24 protein-coding genes and 2 other annotated features are annotated in these 23,971 nt (G+C 26.7%); of the genes, 5 read left to right on the forward strand and 19 right to left on the reverse strand.

Annotation, left to right across the window (positions count from 1 at the left end; genetic code table 11):
• Positions 1 to 117: 117 nt before the first annotated feature.
• The 3 genes from KGF45_RS01965 to KGF45_RS01975 form a co-directional block, all read right to left on the reverse strand.
• Positions 118 to 381: a DUF1883 domain-containing protein gene (locus KGF45_RS01965; RefSeq protein WP_227828524.1), complete on the reverse strand. Its 264-nt coding sequence runs from the start codon at positions 379 to 381 to the stop codon at positions 118 to 120.
• Positions 382 to 486: 105 nt separating this feature from the next.
• Positions 487 to 732: a hypothetical protein gene (locus tag KGF45_RS01970; protein ID WP_227828523.1), complete on the reverse strand. Its 246-nt coding sequence runs from the start codon at positions 730 to 732 to the stop codon at positions 487 to 489.
• A gap of 418 nt (positions 733 to 1,150) precedes the next feature.
• Complete coding sequence (locus tag KGF45_RS01975; RefSeq protein ID WP_227840564.1) at positions 1,151 to 1,519, reverse strand: C-GCAxxG-C-C family (seleno)protein; 369 nt, start codon at positions 1,517 to 1,519, stop codon at positions 1,151 to 1,153.
• A gap of 499 nt (positions 1,520 to 2,018) precedes the next feature.
• Between KGF45_RS01975 and KGF45_RS01980 the strand changes: the two genes are divergently transcribed.
• From KGF45_RS01980 to KGF45_RS02000, 5 genes are all read left to right on the forward strand, one after another.
• Complete coding sequence (locus KGF45_RS01980) at positions 2,019 to 2,975, forward strand: L-threonine 3-dehydrogenase (RefSeq protein ID WP_227841684.1); 957 nt, start codon at positions 2,019 to 2,021, stop codon at positions 2,973 to 2,975.
• 287 nt (positions 2,976 to 3,262) lie between these two features.
• A complete protein-coding gene (locus KGF45_RS01985) occupies positions 3,263 to 3,613 on the forward strand; it encodes a hypothetical protein (RefSeq protein ID WP_227828520.1) in 351 nt (116 codons plus the stop codon).
• Between the two features lie 39 nt (positions 3,614 to 3,652).
• Positions 3,653 to 4,624, forward strand: coding sequence for a 3'-5' exonuclease (locus KGF45_RS01990; RefSeq protein WP_227828519.1), 972 nt, complete (start codon positions 3,653 to 3,655; stop codon positions 4,622 to 4,624).
• A 107-nt stretch (positions 4,625 to 4,731) separates the two neighbouring features.
• A complete protein-coding gene (locus KGF45_RS01995; RefSeq protein ID WP_227828518.1) occupies positions 4,732 to 5,391 on the forward strand; it encodes a DUF421 domain-containing protein in 660 nt (219 codons plus the stop codon).
• 2 nt (positions 5,392 to 5,393) lie between these two features.
• The gene (locus KGF45_RS02000) at positions 5,394 to 5,774 is read left to right on the forward strand and encodes a DUF4363 family protein (protein WP_227828517.1); all 381 of its coding nucleotides are present in this window, start codon (positions 5,394 to 5,396) and stop codon (positions 5,772 to 5,774) included.
• Between the two features lie 129 nt (positions 5,775 to 5,903).
• Here the strand turns inward: KGF45_RS02000 and KGF45_RS02005 are convergent, their stop codons facing one another.
• From KGF45_RS02005 to KGF45_RS02080, 16 genes are all read right to left on the reverse strand, one after another.
• The gene (locus KGF45_RS02005) at positions 5,904 to 7,067 is read right to left on the reverse strand and encodes a MerR family transcriptional regulator (protein WP_227828516.1); all 1,164 of its coding nucleotides are present in this window, start codon (positions 7,065 to 7,067) and stop codon (positions 5,904 to 5,906) included.
• Between the two features lie 226 nt (positions 7,068 to 7,293).
• On the reverse strand, positions 7,294 to 8,346 hold the full coding sequence (locus tag KGF45_RS02010; RefSeq protein ID WP_227840566.1) for a BtrH N-terminal domain-containing protein: 1,053 nt from the start codon (positions 8,344 to 8,346) through the stop codon (positions 7,294 to 7,296).
• Between the two features lie 402 nt (positions 8,347 to 8,748).
• A complete protein-coding gene (locus KGF45_RS02015) occupies positions 8,749 to 9,948 on the reverse strand; it encodes an argininosuccinate synthase (RefSeq protein WP_227841685.1) in 1,200 nt (399 codons plus the stop codon).
• Positions 9,949 to 10,204: 256 nt separating this feature from the next.
• Positions 10,205 to 10,412, reverse strand: a binding site (T-box leader).
• 105 nt (positions 10,413 to 10,517) lie between these two features.
• Entirely contained in the window at positions 10,518 to 11,258 is a 741-nt protein-coding gene (truA, locus tag KGF45_RS02020; protein ID WP_227841686.1) for a tRNA pseudouridine(38-40) synthase TruA, read from the reverse strand.
• 21 nt (positions 11,259 to 11,279) lie between these two features.
• Complete coding sequence (gene walK / locus KGF45_RS02025; RefSeq protein ID WP_227828512.1) at positions 11,280 to 12,713, reverse strand: cell wall metabolism sensor histidine kinase WalK; 1,434 nt, start codon at positions 12,711 to 12,713, stop codon at positions 11,280 to 11,282.
• Positions 12,714 to 12,715: 2 nt separating this feature from the next.
• Positions 12,716 to 13,414 carry a cell wall metabolism DNA-binding response regulator WalR gene (walR, locus tag KGF45_RS02030; protein ID WP_021384573.1) on the reverse strand — a complete coding sequence of 233 codons (699 nt, stop codon included), beginning with the start codon at positions 13,412 to 13,414 and terminating at the stop codon, positions 12,716 to 12,718.
• Between the two features lie 28 nt (positions 13,415 to 13,442).
• Complete coding sequence (locus tag KGF45_RS02035; protein WP_227841687.1) at positions 13,443 to 14,822, reverse strand: hypothetical protein; 1,380 nt, start codon at positions 14,820 to 14,822, stop codon at positions 13,443 to 13,445.
• Between the two features lie 141 nt (positions 14,823 to 14,963).
• The gene (locus KGF45_RS02040; protein ID WP_227828510.1) at positions 14,964 to 16,112 is read right to left on the reverse strand and encodes a THUMP domain-containing class I SAM-dependent RNA methyltransferase; all 1,149 of its coding nucleotides are present in this window, start codon (positions 16,110 to 16,112) and stop codon (positions 14,964 to 14,966) included.
• Positions 16,113 to 16,173: 61 nt separating this feature from the next.
• A complete protein-coding gene (gene larE / locus KGF45_RS02045; RefSeq protein ID WP_227841688.1) occupies positions 16,174 to 16,977 on the reverse strand; it encodes an ATP-dependent sacrificial sulfur transferase LarE in 804 nt (267 codons plus the stop codon).
• A gap of 385 nt (positions 16,978 to 17,362) precedes the next feature.
• Positions 17,363 to 18,064, reverse strand: coding sequence for a DUF4253 domain-containing protein (locus tag KGF45_RS02050; protein WP_227828508.1), 702 nt, complete (start codon positions 18,062 to 18,064; stop codon positions 17,363 to 17,365).
• Between the two features lie 673 nt (positions 18,065 to 18,737).
• Positions 18,738 to 19,100 carry an arsenate reductase family protein gene (locus KGF45_RS02055; protein WP_227841689.1) on the reverse strand — a complete coding sequence of 121 codons (363 nt, stop codon included), beginning with the start codon at positions 19,098 to 19,100 and terminating at the stop codon, positions 18,738 to 18,740.
• A 233-nt stretch (positions 19,101 to 19,333) separates the two neighbouring features.
• The gene (locus tag KGF45_RS02060) at positions 19,334 to 19,711 is read right to left on the reverse strand and encodes a VOC family protein (RefSeq protein WP_227841690.1); all 378 of its coding nucleotides are present in this window, start codon (positions 19,709 to 19,711) and stop codon (positions 19,334 to 19,336) included.
• 137 nt (positions 19,712 to 19,848) lie between these two features.
• Entirely contained in the window at positions 19,849 to 20,520 is a 672-nt protein-coding gene (locus KGF45_RS02065; RefSeq protein ID WP_227828505.1) for an amino acid ABC transporter ATP-binding protein, read from the reverse strand.
• Between the two features lie 32 nt (positions 20,521 to 20,552).
• Positions 20,553 to 21,164: an amino acid ABC transporter permease gene (locus tag KGF45_RS02070; RefSeq protein WP_227435933.1), complete on the reverse strand. Its 612-nt coding sequence runs from the start codon at positions 21,162 to 21,164 to the stop codon at positions 20,553 to 20,555.
• Between the two features lie 37 nt (positions 21,165 to 21,201).
• On the reverse strand, positions 21,202 to 22,005 hold the full coding sequence (locus KGF45_RS02075; RefSeq protein WP_227841691.1) for an amino acid ABC transporter substrate-binding protein: 804 nt from the start codon (positions 22,003 to 22,005) through the stop codon (positions 21,202 to 21,204).
• 125 nt (positions 22,006 to 22,130) lie between these two features.
• Positions 22,131 to 22,390, reverse strand: a binding site (T-box leader).
• An 85-nt stretch (positions 22,391 to 22,475) separates the two neighbouring features.
• Positions 22,476 to 23,783, reverse strand: coding sequence for a hypothetical protein (locus KGF45_RS02080; RefSeq protein ID WP_227841692.1), 1,308 nt, complete (start codon positions 23,781 to 23,783; stop codon positions 22,476 to 22,478).
• Positions 23,784 to 23,971 lie beyond the last annotated feature (188 nt).

The raw sequence follows: 23,971 nt of genomic DNA on the forward strand, positions 1-23,971 counted from the left end.
TTTAATTTATATTTATATATATTAACACTCTTTTCAATATTTGTTTATATAACTTTATATATAAACCATGACACAATAAAAAGACCTAGATATTAATCCAAGCTCTTTAGTATTAAATTAATTTTGAATTGTATTAATTGAAAAGTTTACTATACCACTATTTCCGTTTTCATTTACAACCAGATACCAAGTTCCTGTATTAGGAACTTTCATTCTGCATGGAGTTTTCTTGGCAAATCCACCGTAGTAATCATAGTTTCTTTGATTTTTAAATTTAACATAATTTATATGATCTAATAATATCACATTAGCTTGTTTCTCCAAATTTACTTCTACAATATCTCCTTTTTTCAGATGCATCTTACTATAACTATATTCCATTTAATTAACCCTCCACAATTGAATAACTTTTCTCATTTATTACATATTAGTCCTCTATATCTGAAAATTTATTTAAAATATTATAAATACTATATAATTACATTCTTAACCAGCTCTAACCTTATCTACTACAATCCAAAGTTTATTTAAAATATTATTAGCAACAATTTTTCCATCCCATATTGCTTTTTCATCCTTATTTTCTAATAGAGCATAATATCCAGAGTCAGAACTTTCATCTTTATAGATTGTAACACAAAATTCTTCATCACTATATCCAGGTCTATCTTTAAAGTCTTCAGATATTTTACATTTTATTATATATCCTTCTAATTCTTCCTCTATAAACAAATTAATTCCTCCAATCTCTATATTTTTACTAATTATACCATATTATGTCATAATCTATGTATTTTATAGTAAATTTCTATTTTTTCTTTATTTTATAAGAGCATTATATAATTTTATACTTTTTTACTTTATATTACATTCATTAATTCTTTTATTTTCTTATATATTTCTTTATAATTAATATATTTTTTTATTAGTTTGTGCAATCTTATAGACATAAATATATCGACTCTATATATATTAAATAATTTATTTTTATTTAGCATAGTATATTTTTTCTTGTCAATTAATATTTTCTATATTAAATTATATTGACTAAAATATAATCAAATTGATTTAAAAATTATATTAAAAGAAGATACTATTTATATAATAAAAAATAGCACTCCCCTAAATAGGAAATGCTCATTTCTTAAGATTATTTTTGATTTTCTAGTATATCATTTAAGGCATCATATGTGAAATTTATTATTTCACCACAGCTTACTTTATTTTTTTTCAATGAAGCACATATTTCTGTACTGTATTTGTCCCTTACTTTATTCATTAATTCTCTTGAATACTTTCTTGCTATATTTTCATCTAAATTATTATTTCGTCCATTTAGATACCCTATTATAACAACTGCTGCATTTACAGCTCCACAAACACTCCCTACAGTAATTCCAACCCCCATACCACTTCCTATTGAAATTGGTATATCTGTTTCATGTTCTTCATTATAAGATTTTATTAATGCTTCTGCACAAGTGTATCCTTGGTTATGATATATTGATGGTCTTGTCATTTTTATACTTCCTTTCAATTTTTATTTTAACTTATAATACTTTTTCATTTGTAGAATCATCTTTGTTATATCTTAATATTATATATTTTTATTATATCCTAAATTTACTTTTATTTCTGTGACTTAGTCACATACTCTATCTTTATACCTCATTAAGACTTAATTTAATAAAAAATAAATTTAGAACTTAAATAAAAGCAATCTTATAAGTATTACTTTTTAAATTTAATCCACTGTACATTTTGCCTATCTTTGTACTTTATCTATCTTTAAAAACAATCTCTATAAATAATACATATAAACATTTATATTACTATATCTTACCTATATACTATATACTTAATTTTGATATTTATTACATTAAATTCTGAAACATTTATTATGCTTTATTAAATTAAGTAATGCATTAATGGGTTTAATTCTTTGTATTTAAACAAAAGATTTGCTAAAATAAAAATAAGCAATAATACATAAATTAAACTCTAAGGAGGTTAGCAAATTGAAAAAAATACTTATAACAGGTGCATTAGGACAAATAGGCTCAGAATTAACAATCAAGCTAAGAAATGAATATGGAGAACAAAATGTAATTGCTAGCTCAAGAAGAATAAAAGAAGGAAATCCTGTATGTGAATCTGGTATATTTGAAATATTAGATGTCACAGATAAAAATCGATTCTTTGAAATCGCAAAAAAGTATGATGTAGATACTATAATTCATCTAGCTTCTCTGCTTTCTGCAGTTGCAGAAAGTAAACATTTAGAAGCTTGGAATTTAAATATGAATGGATTGATAAATGGTCTTGAAGTAGCTAGAGAATTGAATTGTAAGTTTTTTACACCTAGTTCAATAGCTGCATTTGGTGAAAATTCGCCAAAAAACATGACTCCTCAAGATACACTACAAAGACCTAATACTATGTATGGTGTCACTAAAGTTTCTGGTGAATTACTATGTGATTATTATCATTCAAAATTTGGAGTGGATACTAGAGGAGTTAGATTTCCTGGCCTTATTTCTTACGTTACTCCTCCTGGTGGTGGAACTACAGATTATGCAGTTGATATATATTATGAAGCATTAAAAAATAAAAAATATAAGTCTTACATAGCAAAAGGTACAAAAGTGGATATGATGTACATGCCTGATGCCATTCAATCTATAGTAGATTTAATAGAAGCTCCAGCCGAAAAACTTATTCATAGAAATGCTTTTAATATCACCGCTATGAGTTTTGCTCCTGAAGAAATAGCTGATTCTATAAAAAAATATATACCTGATTTTACAATAGAGTATGATGTAGACCCTGTAAGACAAGGTATAGCTGATTCTTGGCCTAATTCATTAGATAGTAGCAGTGCTGTAAATGAATGGAATTTTAAAGCTAATTATGATTTAGATAAAATGACTAAGGATATGCTAGAAAAATTATCAGAAAAAGGAATTGGCAAATAACAAATTAAGAATTTAGTACCAAAAAATTCAGAGAATAAAACATCTTATCTTTATGATTCTATTTTATAAATCTTCACTTTTATATAGTTTTTATTCTCTGAAAATATAAAAGTTTTTACTTTTAACATACAACAAACTATTATTTATAAGCATATTAATAGTTTTCTAATATGGATTAGTCATATAAAAATAAACAGAAAGGAAAAAGCTACTATTGCAAGTATAATAAAAAAACTTAATCAAATTTTACTATACTTTGCATATTATAATACAAGTAGCAGGTGTTAATGTTGCTAAATTTAAGAGAAATTAGAGAAGAAATAATTAAAGAATATATAGGGAATAATTTAATCTCTGAACTTACAGAAGAGTTAAAGAATATTCTTATAGCTGATTTAAAATCTAACCCATTTAAAAGTAATATTGAACTCAGTATAATACCCGCAAATATAGAAATATTTAAAAAAATAGAAACTAAATTGATAGAAGCTAAAGTTAATCTAAAAATAGGTTGGGAAAGAATACTTATAAATTCTATCTTAAAAGATTCCTTTGATTTAAATTACGAAATAAATAAAAGTTGTAATGAGCCTTTGATGTTCAGAATCATTATATCGATTGATTCTTATGACGCTTAATCTCATTAAATAATATCTATGAGGATGTGCTTTTAATTTATGAAATACAAGTTATTTATAGACTTTGAATTTAATATATTAGATGATAATAAATACAAGCTAGAATATAGTGGAGCTGAGTTGATTTCCATAGGTTGTGTTTTGGTAGATAATGACTTTAATATAGTTGATGATTATTATTCTTTAGTTAAACCAAAATACAATGAATTACTTTCATCTAAATGTAAAAAACTCACTAAATTAAACCAGTTAGAAATTGATAATGCTCATAATCTTTTATATGTTATGGATGATTTTTGCAAATGGTTTAAAAAATTTAGTGATGTTACAATATATAATTGGGGTAATTTTGATATTGCTGGTCTTCTAAATTCCTTTAGAGTATATAAATATACGGGTATCTGCTTAGAGTTATTCAATATGATGATTGATATTCAACCTTTTATATCTCAGCATATTACATACAAAAATAGAATCTTATCTAAGCAACTATCTTTACTAAATATGAAAAAGATTTTTTCTGTAGAGGGAGAAATTAAACATAATTCACTTTCAGATGCTATGGATTTAATGAATGTATGTAAATGTTTTTACCTTAACTATCCTAAAGATACTAATATACTTGAAGAATTATACAATAAACTGCCTCCTATTAAAAATCCTTTATATTGTATTCCCTACTTTGAGGATGAAAATTTTGAACTTAAATTTGACAAGACTCCAGAGGATATAATAATGCATCTTAAACAAATATTCAATATATTAAATATAAGTAAAAAAGACATTTATTTTAAAAAAAGAAGTGTATTAGTAAATAATTCTAAAATTATCAGCTTTAAAAACTTATCTTCTTCTTTTAAATTAATAAAGCTCAATGAATTTGAAGAATACCCTGATTTTGTATTGAAATTAGGGGATAAAAAGAATTTTGTTGAATCTGTAGTTAAGATAAATAAAAGTAATAGAAAATCTATAAAAAATTTAATATTGAGACTATCAAGAGTACCTTAAATAATTGAATTCAATTGTTTAAGGTATTTTTTATAATCTGAATTAATTTTTTTATATAGGATATACTAACTTAGTGTAAATATTTTTTAAAGGAGTAATTGATAGATATGACAGTTGTATTAATAAGAAGTATTATATTATACATAACAGTGTTGATTGCACTTAGAGTCATGGGAAAAGGTGAAATCGCTGAGATGAACTGTTTTGACTTGGTCATAACACTTTTAATTGCAGAAGTTGCATCCGTCCCAATGGAAAATAATAATATACCAATTATAAATGGCGTTGCAGCAATAACTGGCCTTGTAATTATGCAGACTCTAATTTCATTTTTATCCTTAAAAAGTAGAAAATTAAGTTCATTTTTATCAGGTAAACCTTCTGTCTTAATTGACAAAGGAAAGATTGTATATAATGAACTTAAAAAAGAAAGAGTTAGTATAGATGAGTTGTTAGAGCAATTGAGAATTCAAGGCTACTTCAACCTAAAAGATGTACAATATGCTATTTTAGAGACTGATGGTAATTTAAGTGTAGTTCCAGCATCAAGTTACAATAGTACTCCTCCAAGAGCTTTTAATCATTTGCCAATTCCACTTATATTGGATGGTAAAATAATAAATAAAAATCTTGATATGGCTGAAAAAGATACTAACTGGTTAATGGGTATCTTAAAGTCTAACCACATAGAAACTTTTAAAGATGTTCTTATTTGTGTTTTAGATGAAAATGACAAAATATTTATTCAAAATAAGAAGGGTGATTAATATTGAAATCTGCAACATTTGTTATACTATGGGCTGTTTTATTTATGCTATTTGGATTTTATGTTAATAATAAATTATATGATTTTACAGAGGACTATAAAAGTAATATGTCTATCTTAGAAAAATCTATAGTAGATGAAGATTGGGAAAAAGCTCAAAAAGAAGCTGATTCTATATCTACTAGATGGTCTAAAGAAAGAAATCATTGGTATAAAGTTTTAAATCATGAATACTTTGATGAAATAGGTCTAAAATTTAATATTCTTGATAAGGCAATTTATACTGAAAATAAATTAAAATCTTTAGAAGAAGTTGAAAGTATAAAAACATATTTAGGAAATATTGTTGAAAGTGTTAAGTTCGATATAAATTATATATTTTAACAATCACAAGTAAGGATATAGATAAAGTAATAATTCTATATCCTTTTTCTACATTCAAAATATAATCAACTTTGCAATAATTTAGTTGCTATTTTTTATCCTATTTTACAATTTTCCATATTTGTTTACTTATATTTTACTATTATCAGAATAAATTTTTAGAGCTTCTCCAATGAATTTAGATGCCCCTTTACCATATTTCTTATCATTTACTTGTATATAAATAGAATTTTGTAAATAAAGTTCTGCTAAATAATCTAAATTATTCTCTCCTTCATCTATCTTGTAAAATTCATTACTTCTGTTAGTTTCATACACTATATCTTCAACAATATCTTGAATTTCCTTTGAAGATGGATTTTTACTTAAGTCTGCTACAAGTTTTTCATATAACATATTTATTTTGGGCTGTTTATTACCTAAATAATGCTTCAAAACTTCGCCAATAAATTTACATGCTCCATTACCATACTTTTTATCAACTTCTTTTATCCATATGGGATTTAGTAAATAATTTTGTACCATGCCATACCAATTATCATCTCCATACTCCATATTAAAAAGTTCATAATCTTTCTTAGATGTATCTGTTATCTCTTTAGCAATTTCTTGAAGTTCTTTTGATAAAGGATTTTTACTTAAATCTGCTACAAGTCTTTTATACAGTTCTTTTAATTTTGGATGATTGTCCTCCAAACAATCTTTTTTAAATTCATCAAATTGTTCTGCTAAAGTTAATATATCACTATTAAAATTCTTCTTTATAGCCTCAGCATATTTCTCAATACTTCCATATTTTTTTATAGCCATTTTAGCAATTTCATCTTCTTTAGATTTAAACGTCTCAATATGCTCATTATATTTCTCTACACTACCATAAGTTTTGATTATTTTATCTTCATGCTCTATTTTAAATTCCTCTAATACTTTAAAATATTCACTCATGTCAAATCCTTTGAAGTTCACTATATTTTCCCCTTTTAAAGTTTTGTCTATAATTTCTATTAGACTATCCAATCTTTTACGTTTTATAATAAGTAGCTTTTTTTGACTTTCTAGAGCATGCATTTTATCAAAGTATGGGCTTAACATTATATCTTTAACCTCTTTTAAAGGTATCTCAAGTTCTTTAAAAAATAAAATTTGTTGAAGCGTTTCAATAGCTTCATCATCATAAAGCCTATACCCTACTTCTGTAATTTCACTTGGCTTTAATAAGCCTATTTCGTCATAGTAATGTAATGTGCGCACACTTATTCCTGTCAAATCTGAAACTTGTTTTACTGTTCTCATTGCCTCACCTCAAAATTTTATTTTATAGCTACAAATATTAATAAATACTTATATACCTATCAGTATTTATTAATATTTTCAAACTATGTTTTCATATTACAATATGACGTGGTGTTAGGGTCAACACTTTATAAATATATAATTTGATTTTTTGAACTCATTTCATATTTAAATTTTGATTATCTAGCTAATACACTTTTATTAAAAAAGAAATCTTATTCTATATTCATATACCTAACATTAAGTATCCAGCTTTCATTTGTTTCAAAATTTCAGAAAATAGCAAAGAAAGTTTTTCAGTCTCATCAACCTTATTCGATAAATAATCTATTATTATATTAGATATTTTTTCAATTATGATTGAACTTTCTTCAAAAATCTCTGCTACTTGTACCCAACAGTCATTTTTGTATTCAGTTCCAATACACTTAAGCATCTTGCTCATTTTATCAAAACCACCTTTAAATTCAACACTATCTGGTTCTTCAATTCCTTTGATTGCATTTGGAATAGTTGGTACCGTTCCAAAAAGCATAACCATATTAGCTAAAATCCTATCATAGTCATCTTTTTCCAATTCGTGTTTCCATTGTGGCAATTCTTTAATAAACTTTTCAAAACCTTTGTATCCTAAAAAACCTGTAGATGGATTTAAAAACATATCCCGCTTTATAGCAAGTGCTTCTTGGGCAATCTGATATTTATTCTTTGAACTATTCATTCTAACTGTACAAATTGTATTTGCTTTGCTTAACCCAGGATAACTACAATTCATACATTCACATAGTTCATCATAAGAAAGAGAAAGTAACTCAGTTCTCCCACAATCATATAAATATATTCTCTCTGCCATATCATCATACCCTACCATAAGCACATAATGAAAAGGAATATGCTCCTTATGATATAATTTTTCATAATATGGCAGATAATACATATCTAAAGCTCCTAAAACAACTGGATAACCAGAATCAATTTCTGATTTTGCTTTTTTTAAAGCTTGTTCATACTTTTTAAACTCATAGTGTTTATATTCAAAACCAACAATAGGTGCTAAAAATTCATACATTTTTTTGGTTCTTCCATCTCCCAAAGCAACCATTCTCTTTAATTCTTTTTTGTTTGTCCTCAGATAACAAAATGAACCAAAACCTGCTAATAAAAAGAAAAAATCATTTGGCAGAGATTCATCCATTTTATTCATATATATATCTTCTATACCATTCCACATACATTCATAATCATGCGAATGGTGTTTTATTTCAATTATTTTCCTCATTTAATCTACCTCCGTTTATAAATAATTTCATTATGGAATTAATAGTATTTTCATAAATTATATCTTTATAATTTCAAATGATATGGTTACTACCTTCTACTATGCGCAGCTTTTGCATGTAGATTTTTAATTAAACTTAGTATAAACCCTCTTATAATGTGAGAGTCAATAGCAAAATTCAAAAATAAGTATTCATATTGTGTAACTTATAAGAAAACCATACTTTTAATGCTTACAAATAATTAGGAAGTCTTGAAGAAAAATAAGTTTTAAAATTTCTTATATTGTAATAACTAAACTGTTACAAATTGCATAATGTAATAATTTTATATAAAAAAGAGTATATAAAAAACTAAAAAACATTTCTTATATACTCTAATAATTTTAATTTACTATATTCTATTATTTACAAGCCTTCATAGCTCTAATTTTCAATGGTAAAGTAAATAAATTAATAAATCCTTCTGCATCTTTATGGTCATAAAGTTCACTATCTCCAAAAGAAGATATTCCTTCATCATAAAGTGCATTTTCAGTAAATATTCCAGCAGGTTTTATGTTACCTTTGTAAAGTTTAACTTTTACTGTACCTGTAACATTATCTTGAGTTTGTTCCATAAATGCATCTATAGATTCTCTTAATTTACAGTACCATAATCCATTATAAATAAGTTCTCCATATTTGTAAGATACCATTTGCTTAAAGTGTAGTGTATCTTTATCCAAAGTAGCACTTTCTAAAATATTGTGTGCTTCATAAAGGATTGTTCCTCCTGGAGTTTCATATATCCCTCTTGATTTCATGCCAACAAGTCTATTCTCAACTATATCTATAACTCCAACTCCATGCTTACAACCTAACTCATTTAATTTATGAATTAGTGCCACTGGAGATAATTCTTCCCCATTTATCTTTTTAGGCACACCTTTTTCAAAATAAACTTCTACATATTCAGCTACATCACATGCATCCTCAGGATCTACACATTGTTTATATACATCCTTTTTGTGTTCATTTTGTAGATGTTCTATGTCTCCACCTTCTGTTGATACATGCCAAAGGTTAGCATCTACTGAATATATTTTAGCTTTAGTTGCTGTTACTTTTATATTGTGTTTCTCAGCATAATCTATAGCATCTTCTCTTGATTTTATATCCCATATTCTCCAAGGAGCTATAACTTTTATAGTTGGATCAAGAGCTGCAATTGTAGCTTCAAATCTAACTTGGTCATTACCTTTTCCTGTACATCCATGGCATATATATTTTGCGCCTTCTTTATGAGCAACTTCAACTAATTTTTTAGCTATTATAGGTCTTGCTAAAGAAGTTCCTAATAAGTATTTTCCTTCATATTTTGCTTCTGCTTTTACAGCTTTAAATATAGTTTCAGTCACAAACTCTTCACTTATATCATCTACATAAGCTTTTGATGCTCCACTTTGTAGAGCTTTCTCATAAACATCTTCCATTTTGTCTTCTTGACCTACATTTCCACAAACAGCTATAACTTCTATATCTTCATAATTTTCCTTTAACCAAGGTATTATAATTGATGTATCAAGTCCTCCTGAATATGCTAATACTACTTTTTCCTTCATTGTTAATTCCTCCCAATTTTAAATTATGATTTTTATATTTTTTAATAGAAACTCTTAATATTGAATGACTTTAAAAATGTAGATTCTTATAAAATCATTTTAATACTAAAAAAACCCCTCAGTATTTTTAAATACTAAGAGGCGAAATATCCGCGGTACCACTCTTATTGATAAACTTAGCTAATCAATCAGTAAATGTACAACTACTAAATACACATTAGTAAATAAATATATTAAAAAACGCCTCTTGGAAAAACCAAGAGACGAAATATATCCGCGTTACCACTCTAATTGATAAGATAAACTTATCCACTCTTTCTCTTAAGGCGAGATTACCTACTAACATACTAAATTCAATTAGTATCCTCCAAAGTTCTTTTCACTAATACTTATTTGCTAAGCTTCCACCATCCTCAGCTCTCTATAAAATACATAAAAGTTACTCTCTTTTTCATCGGATTTAAATATCAAATTTTTTAGATATCTCTTATAGAATATATAATAGTTTATTTTTCCATTTATGTCAACTATATAATTTATTTTCTTTTTAAAATGTTTTCTCTTTAAGCTTACTCATATTTTACTTTCCAAAGGCATAGTCCTTTAGCTGGTGCGGTGTCTGATGACTTACTTCTATCTTTCAACTCAAGCATATACTTAATATCTTGTGGTGCTTTTCTTTTAAGACCAACATCTATTAATGCTCCTACTATTATTCTTATCATATTATACAAAAATCCATTTCCCTCTATATATATTTCTACAATATCATCATTTTCTTTTATATTTATTGAGTAAATTTCTCTTACATTAGATTTTTTCTTAGACTTAGAAGAAGCAAAACTAGTAAAATCATGTTCTCCTACTAAGTACTCACTTGCTTTTCTCATTCTATCTAAATCTAATTTTTTACTTATATGCGCAGCATACTTTCTCATAAAAGGACTGTGATATTTATTATTATCAATCTTATATAAATACGTTTTTGATTTTACATTGTATCTTGAGTGAAATCTTTCATCAACTTCCTCAACAGTTTTTACAACTATATCTTCTGGCAGATATTCATATAGATATTTTTGAATTTTATCTACTGAATCCATACAATTTGTTTTAAAGTTTATAACTTGACCTCTTGCATGTGCTCCCATATCAGTTCTCCCAGAACCAGTTATCTCAATGGTTTCATTGGCCATTTTGCTTAAGACAGACTCAAGCTTTTCTTGTATAGTCATGTCATTATCACCTAATTTTTGATAACCTTTATATCTTGAACCATCATATGCTACTATCATTTTTATATTTCTCATCTTAATCCTCTTTCTAAGAATTTATGCCTGTTTAGCAAATTTATTTTTTATATTAAAAATTATTTTTGTTCCAACGTTCTTTTCACTTTCTATTTTCATTACTCCACCATGAAGTTTTACAATTTCATTGCTAATTGCAAGACCTAATCCACTCCCAGCCTTATTGTAATCTTCTTGGAAAAATTTATCTAAAACTTTATTTAAATTTTGCTTTTCTATACCTGAACCATTATCTTCAACTGATATAGTCGTTGTATCTTCATCCTGAGAAGCTACAACTTTTATGTAACCACCCTGACTAGTGAATTTAAATGAATTTTGTATTAAATTTATAAGAACTTGTCTTAGTCTATTTTTATCTCCTTGGATATTTTCTATGAATTCATTTTCAAATTCAAATAAAAGTGATATATCTTTTTCAGCTGCTTTAACTTTCAACTGATTTACAACCCCAACAACTAATCCTTCAACATCAACTATATCAACATGAAGCTTTATCCTATCAGAAGAAAGCCTTGAAAAATCCAATAATTCTTCTACCAACTTTATAAGTCTTTCTGTCTCATCTTGTATAATACCTAGACCTAAATCTAACTCTTCTCTAGTTATACTTTCATATCCTAAGGTTTCACTCCATCCCTTTATAGATGTAAGAGGAGTTCTCAGCTCATGAGATACAGAAGATATAAATTCTTCTTTCAATTTTTCACTCTTATCAATTTCATGTGCCATATGTTCAAATGTCTGTGCTAAATCCCCAATTTCATCATCTACAATCTTCATATTTTCCAATTTTATATTGTAGTTTCCTACAGCTAATTCGTTTGCAAACTTCTTTAGCTCTCTCAATGGTTTTATAAGAGTCTCAGCAAATTTGAGACTTATTAATATAGCTATAATAAGTATAAATATTCCTGCCAATATAAGCCATGTAGCTTGCTTTAATATGGCGTTATCAATTCCATCTAATGAAACAGTATATCTAACAACACCTTCTATAATATTATTTACTTTGAGTGGTAAGGAGATACTCATGACATGTTCTCCTGTATCTGGTATTTTATAAGTATATGGTGTTAAATTCTTAGTCTTTACATCTCTTAATGCATTATCTACATCTTCATAATTTGCTTTTTCTTTACTTTTAAATCCATATTGGTCCAATATAACATTTTTATTCTTATCTATTATTGAAATCCCAAATTCTGAATTCTTTGTTAATGGTTGTTTATCAAAAATGTTTTTGACTTTTTTCTCAAAGCTTGTAGTTTCCATTGTAATAGCATTATATTCATCAGCATATTTTATTTCAGATTCAAGTAGCTGTTTAACAGAATCATAGTAATAGTTTTGTATATAAAACATGAATAGCCCTTCAAACAGAGTTACCATTATAATAATTATTATAAAATAGTTTTTTATTACTTTTTTTCTCAGACCTTCAAAGTGTAACACTATTATTCTTCCTTTCTAAAACAGTATCCATAACCCCAAATAGTTTGTATATATTTTGGTTTTGATGGGTCATCTTCTATTTTATTTCTTATCCTTCTTATATTTACATCTACTATTTTAAAATCATACAAATAATTAGTTCCCCATACCTCATCTAATATCTGATCTCTACTTAATGATTGTTTAGCATTTGATATCAGATATTTTACTATTGAAAATTCTGTTGGAGTAAGTTCAATCTCTTTACCATTCTTAAATAATTTTCTTTTATCTATATCAAGTATAAATGGTGGTGAGACTATCTCACTTGACTTAACATTTGAATCATCTTTTGCAACTCTTCTAAGAAGAGCAGAAACCCTGACTAAAAGCTCCTTTATACTAAATGGTTTTATGATGTAATCATCTGCTCCTGAAATAAATCCTTCTATTTTATCATCTTCTTGAGCTTTTGCAGTAAGCATTATTATACCAACTTGATCAAAATTTTCCCTTATAAATTTACAAACCTCTATTCCACTTATATCTGGAAGCATTACATCTAAAAGAGCTATTGTAATGTCACTTTCTGTTGTCATTTTTTCTATAGCTTCTCTACCTGTACCCGCTTCAACTATTTCATAGCCTTCTCTTTTTAAGTTTATACTGACAAAACTTCTAATTCCAATTTCATCTTCTAGTATAAGTATTTTTTCCTTCATAAAATAAAACCTCCAATTGAGTATAATATTAACCATATATTAATGAGAAATACTCTTTTAATGCGTCTATAGTAATCTCTAGCTTATCCATTTCATTTGCATCATTTATAACTAGTAAAAAAGTATATTCATCACTTTCTTGAAGTACAATAGAATTTTGTGTATTTGCACTTTTTCTATCTTCAAGTTTATTTTTACTCTCTACTACTATATTAAATAAATTCTTACGTTCTGAATAATCAAAATAGTAAAATTTAAATACTGCTTTTTCACCAACAAACTCTTGTTCAACAATTATTTTATCCACTAAATTATTTTGCATAAATAACCTAAAATTGTATTTATAATTATAGTATATCTGGCTTATAAATATTAATTTTGAATTAGAACCTTCTTTCCCATTCCATCTATACCAACTTATATTAGCAGATGCTTTAGAGGTATAGGTATTTCTATTTCCACCAGCAACTATAGGTATCTCTATAATTTTATCTTTATCAACATCATCAACAGGTATGTAGTAAGGTTTAGTAATAGTTTTATCATAATCACTAAACGCTTTTTGAATTTTATCATTTTTCATATATAATATCTGTGTGATATAATTATTTTCCTTTAACATGGGAATATCAAGTACAACACCTTTGATGGATGCCGATGAGTTTCCAACAGATGAAGCAACATTACCTAGAGTTATATATAACTCATTTAGATTTTTTACATTTTCAAATTTGACATAATCCTTAACCTTCATAGTTCCATCAAAATTTGCAACAGTTGCAAACATCTCATTAGTTTTATTATTCAAATGAAGCATTAATATATCTATCTTGTCATCTCCATCTATATAACCAATCTTTACTTTTATATCGTTAAAATCTTCTTTATTTTGAATCCAAGAAGCATCTAAATCGTATACTTTTGTTATTTCATTATCCCTTACTTTGTATATATGCATATTAGTTTTATCTTTGGATTTAACAAGTAAAATAACTTCCTTATATCCATCTGAATCCAAATCATAGAAATTAGCATATTCTATTGATTCTCCATTTTCTAAATAATGGTCTCCTAGTACATATTTTTCACCATTGTAACTTAAGGTTACAAAACCTACTTTATTAACATTATTACTTAAATCTTCTTTTTGCTCAAATACTACTAATTCATCAACTCCATCACTATTTAAATCTACCTTATTTATTTTTCCTACCTCTTTTGTATTAGAAGGCAATATCATAGATGAGTCTGGTTTTAGTAGCTGATCTATACCATCGTACAATACTTTTTTTGTATCATCATAGTCAGGTATCTTTGCCAATTGCTCTGGAGATTCAGTTTTAACATTACATCCAGTAACAAATAACATCATTAAGCCTGATACAATAATAAGTTTTAATAACTTCATTTAACTCCTCCTAATCCTACAATCTTAAATTTTTCTCGCAAAAATCTCCTCACAATAGTTAGACGTTTCAAATCCTCATAAGGTTTTACTTATTTTAACAAAACTTTATTATTTTGATAAAACTTATGATAAATATAAAATCTAATTATTATTTCTAGGAGGTTTAGGCCCTGGATATTGGAAAAAGTTAGTTTTTAGCATACCATTATATAGTTTTCTCTTTTTAGCTGCTTTTTGTCCAAATTCATATTCAAATTCTTCATAAGAAGTTATCAGATAATATGACCAATTTTTTAACTTTCTAAATGCATAACCAAGCTCTTTATATAATTGTTTAACACTATCCTTATCTTCTAATCGTTCTCCATAAGGTGGATTGGTAACTATAAATCCAAATTCTTCTTCACTTTTAAACTCAGTTGCATCTCCTACATTAAATTCTATATATTCATCTACACCTGCTATTTCTGCATTTTCTTGAGCTATATCTATACATTCTGCATCTATATCATATCCATAAATTTTAAATTTAGATTCATTGTCTATTTTATTAAAAGCATCTTTTCTTACATCCCACCAAATCTTTTTATCAAGTGTTCTCCATTTTTCTGATATAAATTCTCTATTTAAGCCAGGCGCCATATTTATACCTATCATGGCTGCTTCAATTAATATAGTACCAGAACCACACATAGGGTCTACTAAAGTCCTACCTGCTTTCCAAGGAGTTAAGTAGATAAGTCCAGAAGCTAAAGTTTCTCTTATTGGAGCTTTATTTGCTTTTTCTCTATATCCTCTTTTATGTAGAGCATCTCCAGTTGTGTCTATTGAAAGAGTTACTTTATCTTTGTGTATAAATACAAATATAGGGTATTTTTCTTTATCTTCTTTAAGCAAACCATCCTCTAAATAACTTTTCTTTAAGCTTTCTACAATAGCTTTTTTTACTATAGCTTGTACATCTGGTGTACTGTATAATTTTGATTTTATAGAAGAAGCCTTTGAAATAGGAAATTGCGCTCCATAAGGTATATATTTAGACCAGTTTATCCTTTTTGTATTTTCAAATAATTCATCAAAGCTTTTTGCTTCAAATTCAGCAATCTTAAGATGTACTCTTTCTGCACATCTCAACCACATATTTGATTTTGCTATTCCAAATTCATCAGTCTTATATGTTATTCTTCCATCTTCTGTTTTTATTATTTCATATCCCAAATTAGTAATTTCTCTAGCCAACATTTTTTCCATTCCAAAAAAACATGGCGATATTAGTGTATAGTTTTTCATAAAACCTCCTGTTTCTTATATTAATTATAACGATTATTTATTTTTTAACCTATTTACATATTTACATATTTAAATTCATACTTCCCATTTGATATCCTGACATATCTAGTGTAACATATTTAAAGCCAAATTCTTTTAATTTAGTGTCAACTTTACTAAAATTGTTATTTTCAAAAAATTTACCTAATTCTTCCTGGTTAACTTCTATTCTAGCTATATTTCCATGCATTCTTACTCTAAATTGAGAAAATCCCAAGTCGGATAAATATTCTTCACTTTTTTCTATTATCCTAAGCTTTTCATCTGTAATTTCAACACCATAAGGAATTCTGCTTGCCAGACATGCAAATGATGGTTTATTAAAAGTTTCTAACTTCATATCTCTTGAAAGTAACCTAATTTCATCTTTCTTTAATCCACTTTCTTTTAATGGACTAATTACTTCTAATTCATTTAGTGCTTTAAGACCTGGTCTATAGTCTCCTAAATCATCTACATTGGTTCCATCTACTATGTACTTTATATTATGTTCCTTTGCGACCTCTTTTATTTTAGTAAATATATATTTTTTACAATGATAACATCTTTCAGCACCATTTTCTTTGAATTCCTTTAAATCAAAATCTTCTATTTTTAATATAATATGTTTAACTCCAAAATCCTTAGTATATTGTTTTGCTTCTTCTATTTCTCTATTTGAGTGCATCATTGCATGAACAGTTACAGCTATAACATTATCTCCTAATGTATCTCTTGCTACTTTAAGTAAGAAATTACTGTCAACTCCACCTGAATAAGCAACTGCCACACTTTCTAACCCAATCAAATTTTCTCTTAATTTTTCTAGCTTTTCTCTTTCCTTCATTAAATCTACCTCCATATCAAGAAAATATGAACTCTAAAACTATTCTTATTTTTTACATACTTAATGATTATAACATATAAAGTATATATTTAAAAAATTAGAATGTCTTTTAAGTATATTAATTATAATATTAAAGTACTTTTATTTATATCTTTATAATTTAAGCATATTACTGTACTACACTATATAAAAACAAAACAGTGTAATACAGCAATATACTTAAAAGCCATGAAGTGTAAGTAGCCTATCTTCATGGCTAAGTTCACGATTTTATTATCATATAATTACTCTTCTTAGTAATATAATTGTAAATTACAAAAAGATACTATCATTAGAAATGTTCTAAAAACTTAAACTTAATACTTATAGTTTACACAGTTCTATATCAATCCCACCAAAAAAGCCATATAGTAGAACCTTGTATTACCTCTTTTAGAGCTCTTAATGTCTCATATCCTTGTACAATAATATCTTCACAGTACAAGATTAATTCTATGCATAAGTTATTAAACATTTTATTATCGCTAGTTATATTTTTTGAAAAATATTGAACTGTGTCACATCCAATTGCTATCGGGTATGCTCCATAGTTTTCGTACCAATATTTTGCAACTGCTATATGCTCTTCATCACTAGGACAATCGTTAAATCCACCAATTGGTATATATGCAAACACTTCGTAAGGTTTAGTTGTTGGGACTTTAGCTATGTAAACTTTGTTATTTTCTTGAAATATATCTATATTTGTAATTGGGTTAAAACTTTTATAGTCACAAAAAGTATCTTCTGAATCTATGAGTTCTTTTATCATCTCTGAAATTTCACTCTTCCTATACTTGAAAAATTCATTTACATCAATTTCATTATATTTTTTCAGACAATACTCTTTGTAGTTCTCAAGAGATCCATACTCTTTATTAATAATATCGATGTTTTCTTTTAGCAATCCTACCTTTTCATCGATAATTATAATTGGTGTATACCCTTTTTCTTTTCCATCTTCTATCATCGTCTCTAATAAATTGTCAATATCAATATCATTGTTCACAGGAACACATTCAAAACCATATAAATCTTCAATACCCATATTTATCTCCTATTCTTTTTAGATTTAATTCTTTTGAAAGTTTTCTTTTTTTGTTGTCAAATTTTTAAATACTATTATTATTTGTAAAACTATAAGTAGAGGTATAATTTGTAAAAAACATTCATATCAAATAAATTTTTCATTTAATTTTTTGTATAAATATAATGTTTTTTATGACAATATCCTCATATAAATATAATATCACAAAACAAATGTTCATGGTTAATAATAAGTAATTTTGTAATAATTCGTTGTAATATTATGTTATTTTAAATAAAATAAATGATATAATTTGTATAAGAAAGGTCATGTTTATTCACATTAAATTTATTTGAGACAAATTTAATGTGGATATTTTTTTAATAGTAACAAATATCCACAAAATAATAAATAATATTATATTTTATTAGACTTTATGTATAGTATAAATTCTAAAAAATCACATGCCAGTTTGCAAGAATTAACAGATTAAAATCAAGATTTAGATTTAATAGTACTTTTATTTAAAAAGATATGTATTTATTTAATATATTAAACTCAGAAAGTACAAGATTCTTCTATCTAATAGTTAATAATTCTATTGATGTGGTTTTAATCTCAATGCTAAATACTAAAAATACTTAAATTTATAGGTGTATCAATTAAAAATTTTAACTAATACACCCATTGATTTCTATTCTTCCTTTAATAAAATATCTTTCCATACATCTTCTTTAAACCCTAACAGTACATTTTTACCATCAAATAGTAGTGGTCTTTTAATAAGCATACCATCGCTTACTAATATTTCTAGAAGTTTATCATCTTGCTCAGTCTTTACTACATCTTTAAGACCTAATTCTCTATATTTCATTCCACTTGTATTAAAAAAATTTTTTATATCATACCCACTAATATTATAAATTGACTCTAATTCATCCTTAGTTGGTGGATTTTGAACCATGTCTATATCCTCAAATTTTAAATTATTTTCTTTAAGCCAATTTTTTGCTTTTTTAACTGTAGAACATTTTGTATATCCATATAATTTAATCATTGTAGTAAAACTTCCTTTCTAGTTTTTTATCTTAATATTTATATGCTTATACCCATAATTTGTATATTTTAATCAATTTGTATCATAATTACTCTAAGCTTTCAATAAAATTCTTGAATTTTTATACAATTAAAAGCCATGACAATTTAAAGTCACGACTTTTTTACTACGTTGTTAAATTGAAATTTAGCTACTCTATATTATGCTTATTAGTTGTAGGTTTTTTGTTTTAACTATGTACTCAAATACCAAGTATACCCATACCTATCAAGCACTTCAGCACCACCATCACTTTGATCTGGTGGTGGGTGTGGTAAAAATCCTTGCACAAGCGTACCGCCCTCGGCAAGTTTTACAGATATTTCTTCTATTACTTCTTGAGACGGTAGCACAACACAAATCGCCATTCCAGAAATTACAACAGGCTGGTTTGTATCGGCCCCCATTATACAACCTTCATATTTTGTGAAAGTAACACTTGCGTGCATAACAGGATTGCTTGGGTTGTTATCTAATCGTGCAAACAGAGTTTTTCCACCTCCGAAAGCCTCAGCATAAAAGTTAAATGCTTTTTCACAAGTCCCATTAAATGTTAAATATGGAGTTAGCATGGTCAATATCTCCTCCTTGATACAAAATATAAATTTTATATAATTATACATTAAAATTTATATTTTTCATTGTAAAAATCAGACAAACAATCCTTATTTTTTTATAAAATTTTAATACAAATTTCATTTATAAAAATTTAAACAATTTTTTCTTTTATTTGAATATCCTCAACTATACCATCTTTTATACTTATAATCTTATCTGCAACACTATTTGAAAATACAACATCATGTGTAATTATCAGTATAGTCATTCCCTTATCTTTAAGCCTATTCATTATATTTACTACTTTTTGAATAGTATCAATATCAAGTGCAGAAGTAGGCTCATCAAAACAGAGAACTTTTGGCATTAATGCACAAGACCTAGCTATTGCAACTCTTTGTTGCTGTCCTCCTGACAACTCAAATGGATAGGAATTCAATTTATCTTCCAAATCAACTAGTCTCAAAAGTTCTTTAGCTCTATTTTCAGCTTCCTCTCTAGGAACCTTAAAAACATTAACTGGAGATTCAATTATATTTTCAAGTACTGTCATATGAGGAAATAGATTGAAGTTTTGAAAAACCATACCTATTTTACCACGTATTTTTGCCATGTCTTTCTTATTTTTTATTATTTCATTATCTATTATAATTTCTCCACTATCAAATTCTTCAAGACCATTTATACATCTTAATATTGTAGTCTTTCCTGCACCAGATTTGCCAAGTAAGACACCAATCTGACCTTCTTCTAGTTCAAAAGAAATATCTTTAAGTACTTTATTTTTTTTAAATGATTTATTTAAATTACTGATTTTCAACATATGAAAAACCTCCTCCTATAATTATTGTAGCTTTATCTGTAATAAGAATATTTTTTTTCAAGTAATTCAAATCCCTTAGTGAGTATAGCTACAAATATAAGATATATTGCTCCTGCCTCAAATAGTGGTAACAAACTTGCTTCTCTATTCATTGCTATTTGAGATATTCTTAAAATATCATTTAATCCTAATATATATACTAAAGATGTATCTTTTACCAATGTAATTACTTCATTTGAAATAGGTGCTAGTATTCTTTTAAAAACTTGTGGAAATATGATTCTCTTGTACATCGTAAATTTATCAAACCCTAGTACTTTTGAAGCTTCATATTGACCTCTATCTATTGATTGTATTCCACCTCTAAATATTTCTGCAAAGTATGCTGCATAATTTAAGAAGAAAGCTACTATTCCAGCTGTAAATCTGTCAAACACAATTCCTATAAGAGGTAAACCATAGAATATTACTATCATTTGTAAAAGTAAAGGTGTTCCTCTCATTATTAATATATAACATTGTGTAATACCACTTATTAATTTATTTTTTGATAATCTTAAAAATGCAACTCCAATCCCCAATGGAATTGATACTATCAATGTTATACAAAACATTGCTATAACTATTTCTAAACCTTGTAACATGCCTTTAGTGCCCCCTTCTTAACAGCTAACTTATCTTTTATTTAAACCACTTATCATAAATTTTGTCAAAAGCTCCATCTTTTTTCATTTCTTGTAATGTTTCATTTATTTTCTTACAAAGTTCTGGATTTTCTTTAGATGTTGCTACAACATAATCTTCTAATCCAAAATCTTCTTTTAATACTTTATATTTATCTTCACCTTTTTGTCCCATATAGTATCTAATTAAAACTTCATCACCAACAACTGCACTAGTTCTACCTATTTCTAAGTCTCTAAGTGCTTTATCGTAAGTATCATAAAGAACTGGCGCTCCACCCTTTAAGCTATTCATAAAATCTTTATCTTTTTCTACTGCATCAAGAGCTGTTGAACCTTGTTGAGTTCCAACTTCTTTATCTTTTAAATCAGCTTTTGTATTTACTTTTGAATCACTTAAAGTAACTATTATTTGTTTATTTTGTAAATAAGGTTCTGTATATGATACTATTTTCTTTCTCTCATCTGTTATAGAATATCCATTCCATAATACATCTACAGTTTTTGAATCGTTTAACTCTGTTTCTTTCATTGACCAATCTATTGGTTGAAATTTAACTTCCATTCCAAGTCTCTTAAATGTCTCTTTTGCTAAATCAACATCAAATCCCACTGTTTCTCCTTTTTCATCTAAAAATCCCATTGGTACAAATGTATTATCAAATCCTACAATTACCTCTTTTTTTGATGTATTTGAAGCATCTTTATCCTTTTCATTATCTGATTTTGAACAACCTGCCATTCCACTTACTAAACCTAACATAATTGTAAATAATCCTAATTTTTTTAATATATTTTTCATAATATTCTCCCTCATCTTTTAAATTTTTAAATATTTTGATTATTTTAGAAAAAATGTATCTGTTGCAATATAATTTTCTGCGCGCTTAAAAAATTATATTAAAAAACTCCCGTCTCTAGCTATTGCTAGAGGACGGGAGTTAAATCTCGTGGTTCCACCTCTGTTCATTAATGCCTCACGACACTAACCTCTTTAAGTACAATAAAATTATACTCTAGCACTATAACGGGTGCAAGGATACCGGAAAGCTCCTAGTAAAGTATTTTTACTCTTTCAGAGTCCTGCTCAAAGATGTGTTCAAAGTAAAATCTATTGCTCCTCTCACCAATCGGAAACTCTCTGTTTAAGATTACTTACTTTTACTATTTCTTTTCGTAGCATTTAATGTTGTTTTGAATTCTTATTATGATATTGATTTTATATCATAAGGCAATATCTGTCAATATATATTTTAAAATAAATATAAAAATCTAATTCCAAGGCACAACTTCCACCTCACCATAACATCGTTCTACCAATCTATTAGAATACTCTCCTTTATATCCCAAAATAAAAAGCAAAACAAGCTCAATATATCTTGTTCCAATTGAAATTATATTCCAAATGTCTTCAACTTCTAATGTAGCTCTATGGGCTTTTCTACTTGGATGAACTATACTATTTCTTAAATAAATAATTAAATCTATTCCATCATCAAACTTCTTTTTTATCATATTATCAAATATATCTAACTCATATTTACCATATGGTATCTTACATATATCAAGTAGAAGTCTGATATTTTTAGATGCCAAATTATGGTCAAAAGTTTCATCTGTAAGCACCTTATTCTGCTCTACTAGCATTACATATGACAAAGTCTCAAGTGCAATCTGTACAGATATTATATTATTTTCCATAGTCACACTTCCAAGAGACTCTATATACCAATCAACAACACTCTTTATCGCAGAACCATAATAAAAATCTTCTAATTTTTTACACATGAGACTTATATATTTTTCCATATTATGATAATTTGACAACGTATCTGACCATGTTGGTACATATCTAAAAGGTGTTATTTGATTCTCATTCCAAATTCTATAAACTTCATTACCATTTCTATATCCTTTTGCCAAACAAAATCCAACATATCTGCCACACATAAAACTCAAGGCTGTTGCTATTCTATCTAAAAGATTTATTGTATTATTAGTTCTAAAAATTCTACCATCTTTTCTTCTAATCCTACCTATATGAGTTATTATTGCTCCAGATTTAGACTTCAAATCTGACTTTAATTCTTTTCTATAATCATACCGTTTATCTATAGTAACAACATAATCATTTATATCAAATTCAATCCTACCTGCATATACTTTATCATTGTATTTTATAAGTTTTCCAGGTATTTTATCTAAGTTTATTATATTAAAATCTACATGTTCAACATAAGAGTTTTTAGATTTTATACAATCATCATTGATATATCCTTCTATGCCAAAATCACTTAGAGTATTTATTGTTATAGAAATAATCTTATAACCATAGACCTCAAGAATAGCATTATCATAATCCAAAACTAAGTTATCATCTTCATTTTCTATATCTTCAATGCAACCTATATCTGCTTTAAAATTTATGGATATTGGAGGTGTCATTTTATAATAAATTTTTCCATTACATCTATATTTCTTATCTAAATATATGCAAAATCTACCTTCATAGATACTAATATCTTCATTGATATCATAGCTTAAATATGGTGATGTTATAGCATCATCAATTGCTTTCATTTTTGTTCCCACCTTTGCTTTTGTATAATAACATGGGGATTTCAGTTCTTTTTTATTTAGTAAAACCCAATCTATTATATAATTCAATATATTATTTTTATTAATTATGTATTTTATAATTTCTTATAAAAACAGTATCATTCTAGTATCATCGTTTGTTAGACACATTATGTATTTTTAAATTTTTT

Origin of the sequence: Clostridioides sp. ZZV14-6154 (assembly GCF_020657785.1) — a bacterium.
Lineage (GTDB): Bacteria > Bacillota > Clostridia > Peptostreptococcales > Peptostreptococcaceae > Clostridioides.

Coding starts and splice junctions, on each gene's coding strand:
- KGF45_RS01965 (WP_227828524.1), bottom strand. CDS start 381: ATGGAATATAGTTATAGTAAGATGCATCTGAAAAAAGGAGATATTGTA.
- KGF45_RS01975 (WP_227840564.1), bottom strand. CDS start 1,519: ATGACAAGACCATCAATATATCATAACCAAGGATACACTTGTGCAGAA.
- KGF45_RS01985 (WP_227828520.1), top strand. CDS start 3,263: ATGTTGCTAAATTTAAGAGAAATTAGAGAAGAAATAATTAAAGAATAT.
- KGF45_RS01990 (WP_227828519.1), top strand. CDS start 3,653: ATGAAATACAAGTTATTTATAGACTTTGAATTTAATATATTAGATGAT.
- KGF45_RS01995 (WP_227828518.1), top strand. CDS start 4,732: ATGACAGTTGTATTAATAAGAAGTATTATATTATACATAACAGTGTTG.
- KGF45_RS02005 (WP_227828516.1), bottom strand. CDS start 7,067: ATGAGAACAGTAAAACAAGTTTCAGATTTGACAGGAATAAGTGTGCGC.
- KGF45_RS02010 (WP_227840566.1), bottom strand. CDS start 8,346: ATGAGGAAAATAATTGAAATAAAACACCATTCGCATGATTATGAATGT.
- KGF45_RS02015 (WP_227841685.1), bottom strand. CDS start 9,948: ATGAAGGAAAAAGTAGTATTAGCATATTCAGGAGGACTTGATACATCA.
- truA (WP_227841686.1), bottom strand. CDS start 11,258: ATGAGAAATATAAAAATGATAGTAGCATATGATGGTTCAAGATATAAA.
- walR (WP_021384573.1), bottom strand. CDS start 13,414: ATGAAGGAAAAAATACTTATACTAGAAGATGAAATTGGAATTAGAAGT.
- KGF45_RS02035 (WP_227841687.1), bottom strand. CDS start 14,822: ATGAAGTTATTAAAACTTATTATTGTATCAGGCTTAATGATGTTATTT.
- KGF45_RS02040 (WP_227828510.1), bottom strand. CDS start 16,112: ATGAAAAACTATACACTAATATCGCCATGTTTTTTTGGAATGGAAAAA.
- larE (WP_227841688.1), bottom strand. CDS start 16,977: ATGAAGGAAAGAGAAAAGCTAGAAAAATTAAGAGAAAATTTGATTGGG.
- KGF45_RS02050 (WP_227828508.1), bottom strand. CDS start 18,064: ATGGGTATTGAAGATTTATATGGTTTTGAATGTGTTCCTGTGAACAAT.
- KGF45_RS02055 (WP_227841689.1), bottom strand. CDS start 19,100: ATGATTAAATTATATGGATATACAAAATGTTCTACAGTTAAAAAAGCA.
- KGF45_RS02060 (WP_227841690.1), bottom strand. CDS start 19,711: ATGCTAACTCCATATTTAACATTTAATGGGACTTGTGAAAAAGCATTT.
- KGF45_RS02065 (WP_227828505.1), bottom strand. CDS start 20,520: ATGTTGAAAATCAGTAATTTAAATAAATCATTTAAAAAAAATAAAGTA.
- KGF45_RS02070 (WP_227435933.1), bottom strand. CDS start 21,164: ATGTTACAAGGTTTAGAAATAGTTATAGCAATGTTTTGTATAACATTG.
- KGF45_RS02075 (WP_227841691.1), bottom strand. CDS start 22,005: ATGAAAAATATATTAAAAAAATTAGGATTATTTACAATTATGTTAGGT.
- KGF45_RS02080 (WP_227841692.1), bottom strand. CDS start 23,783: ATGAAAGCAATTGATGATGCTATAACATCACCATATTTAAGCTATGAT.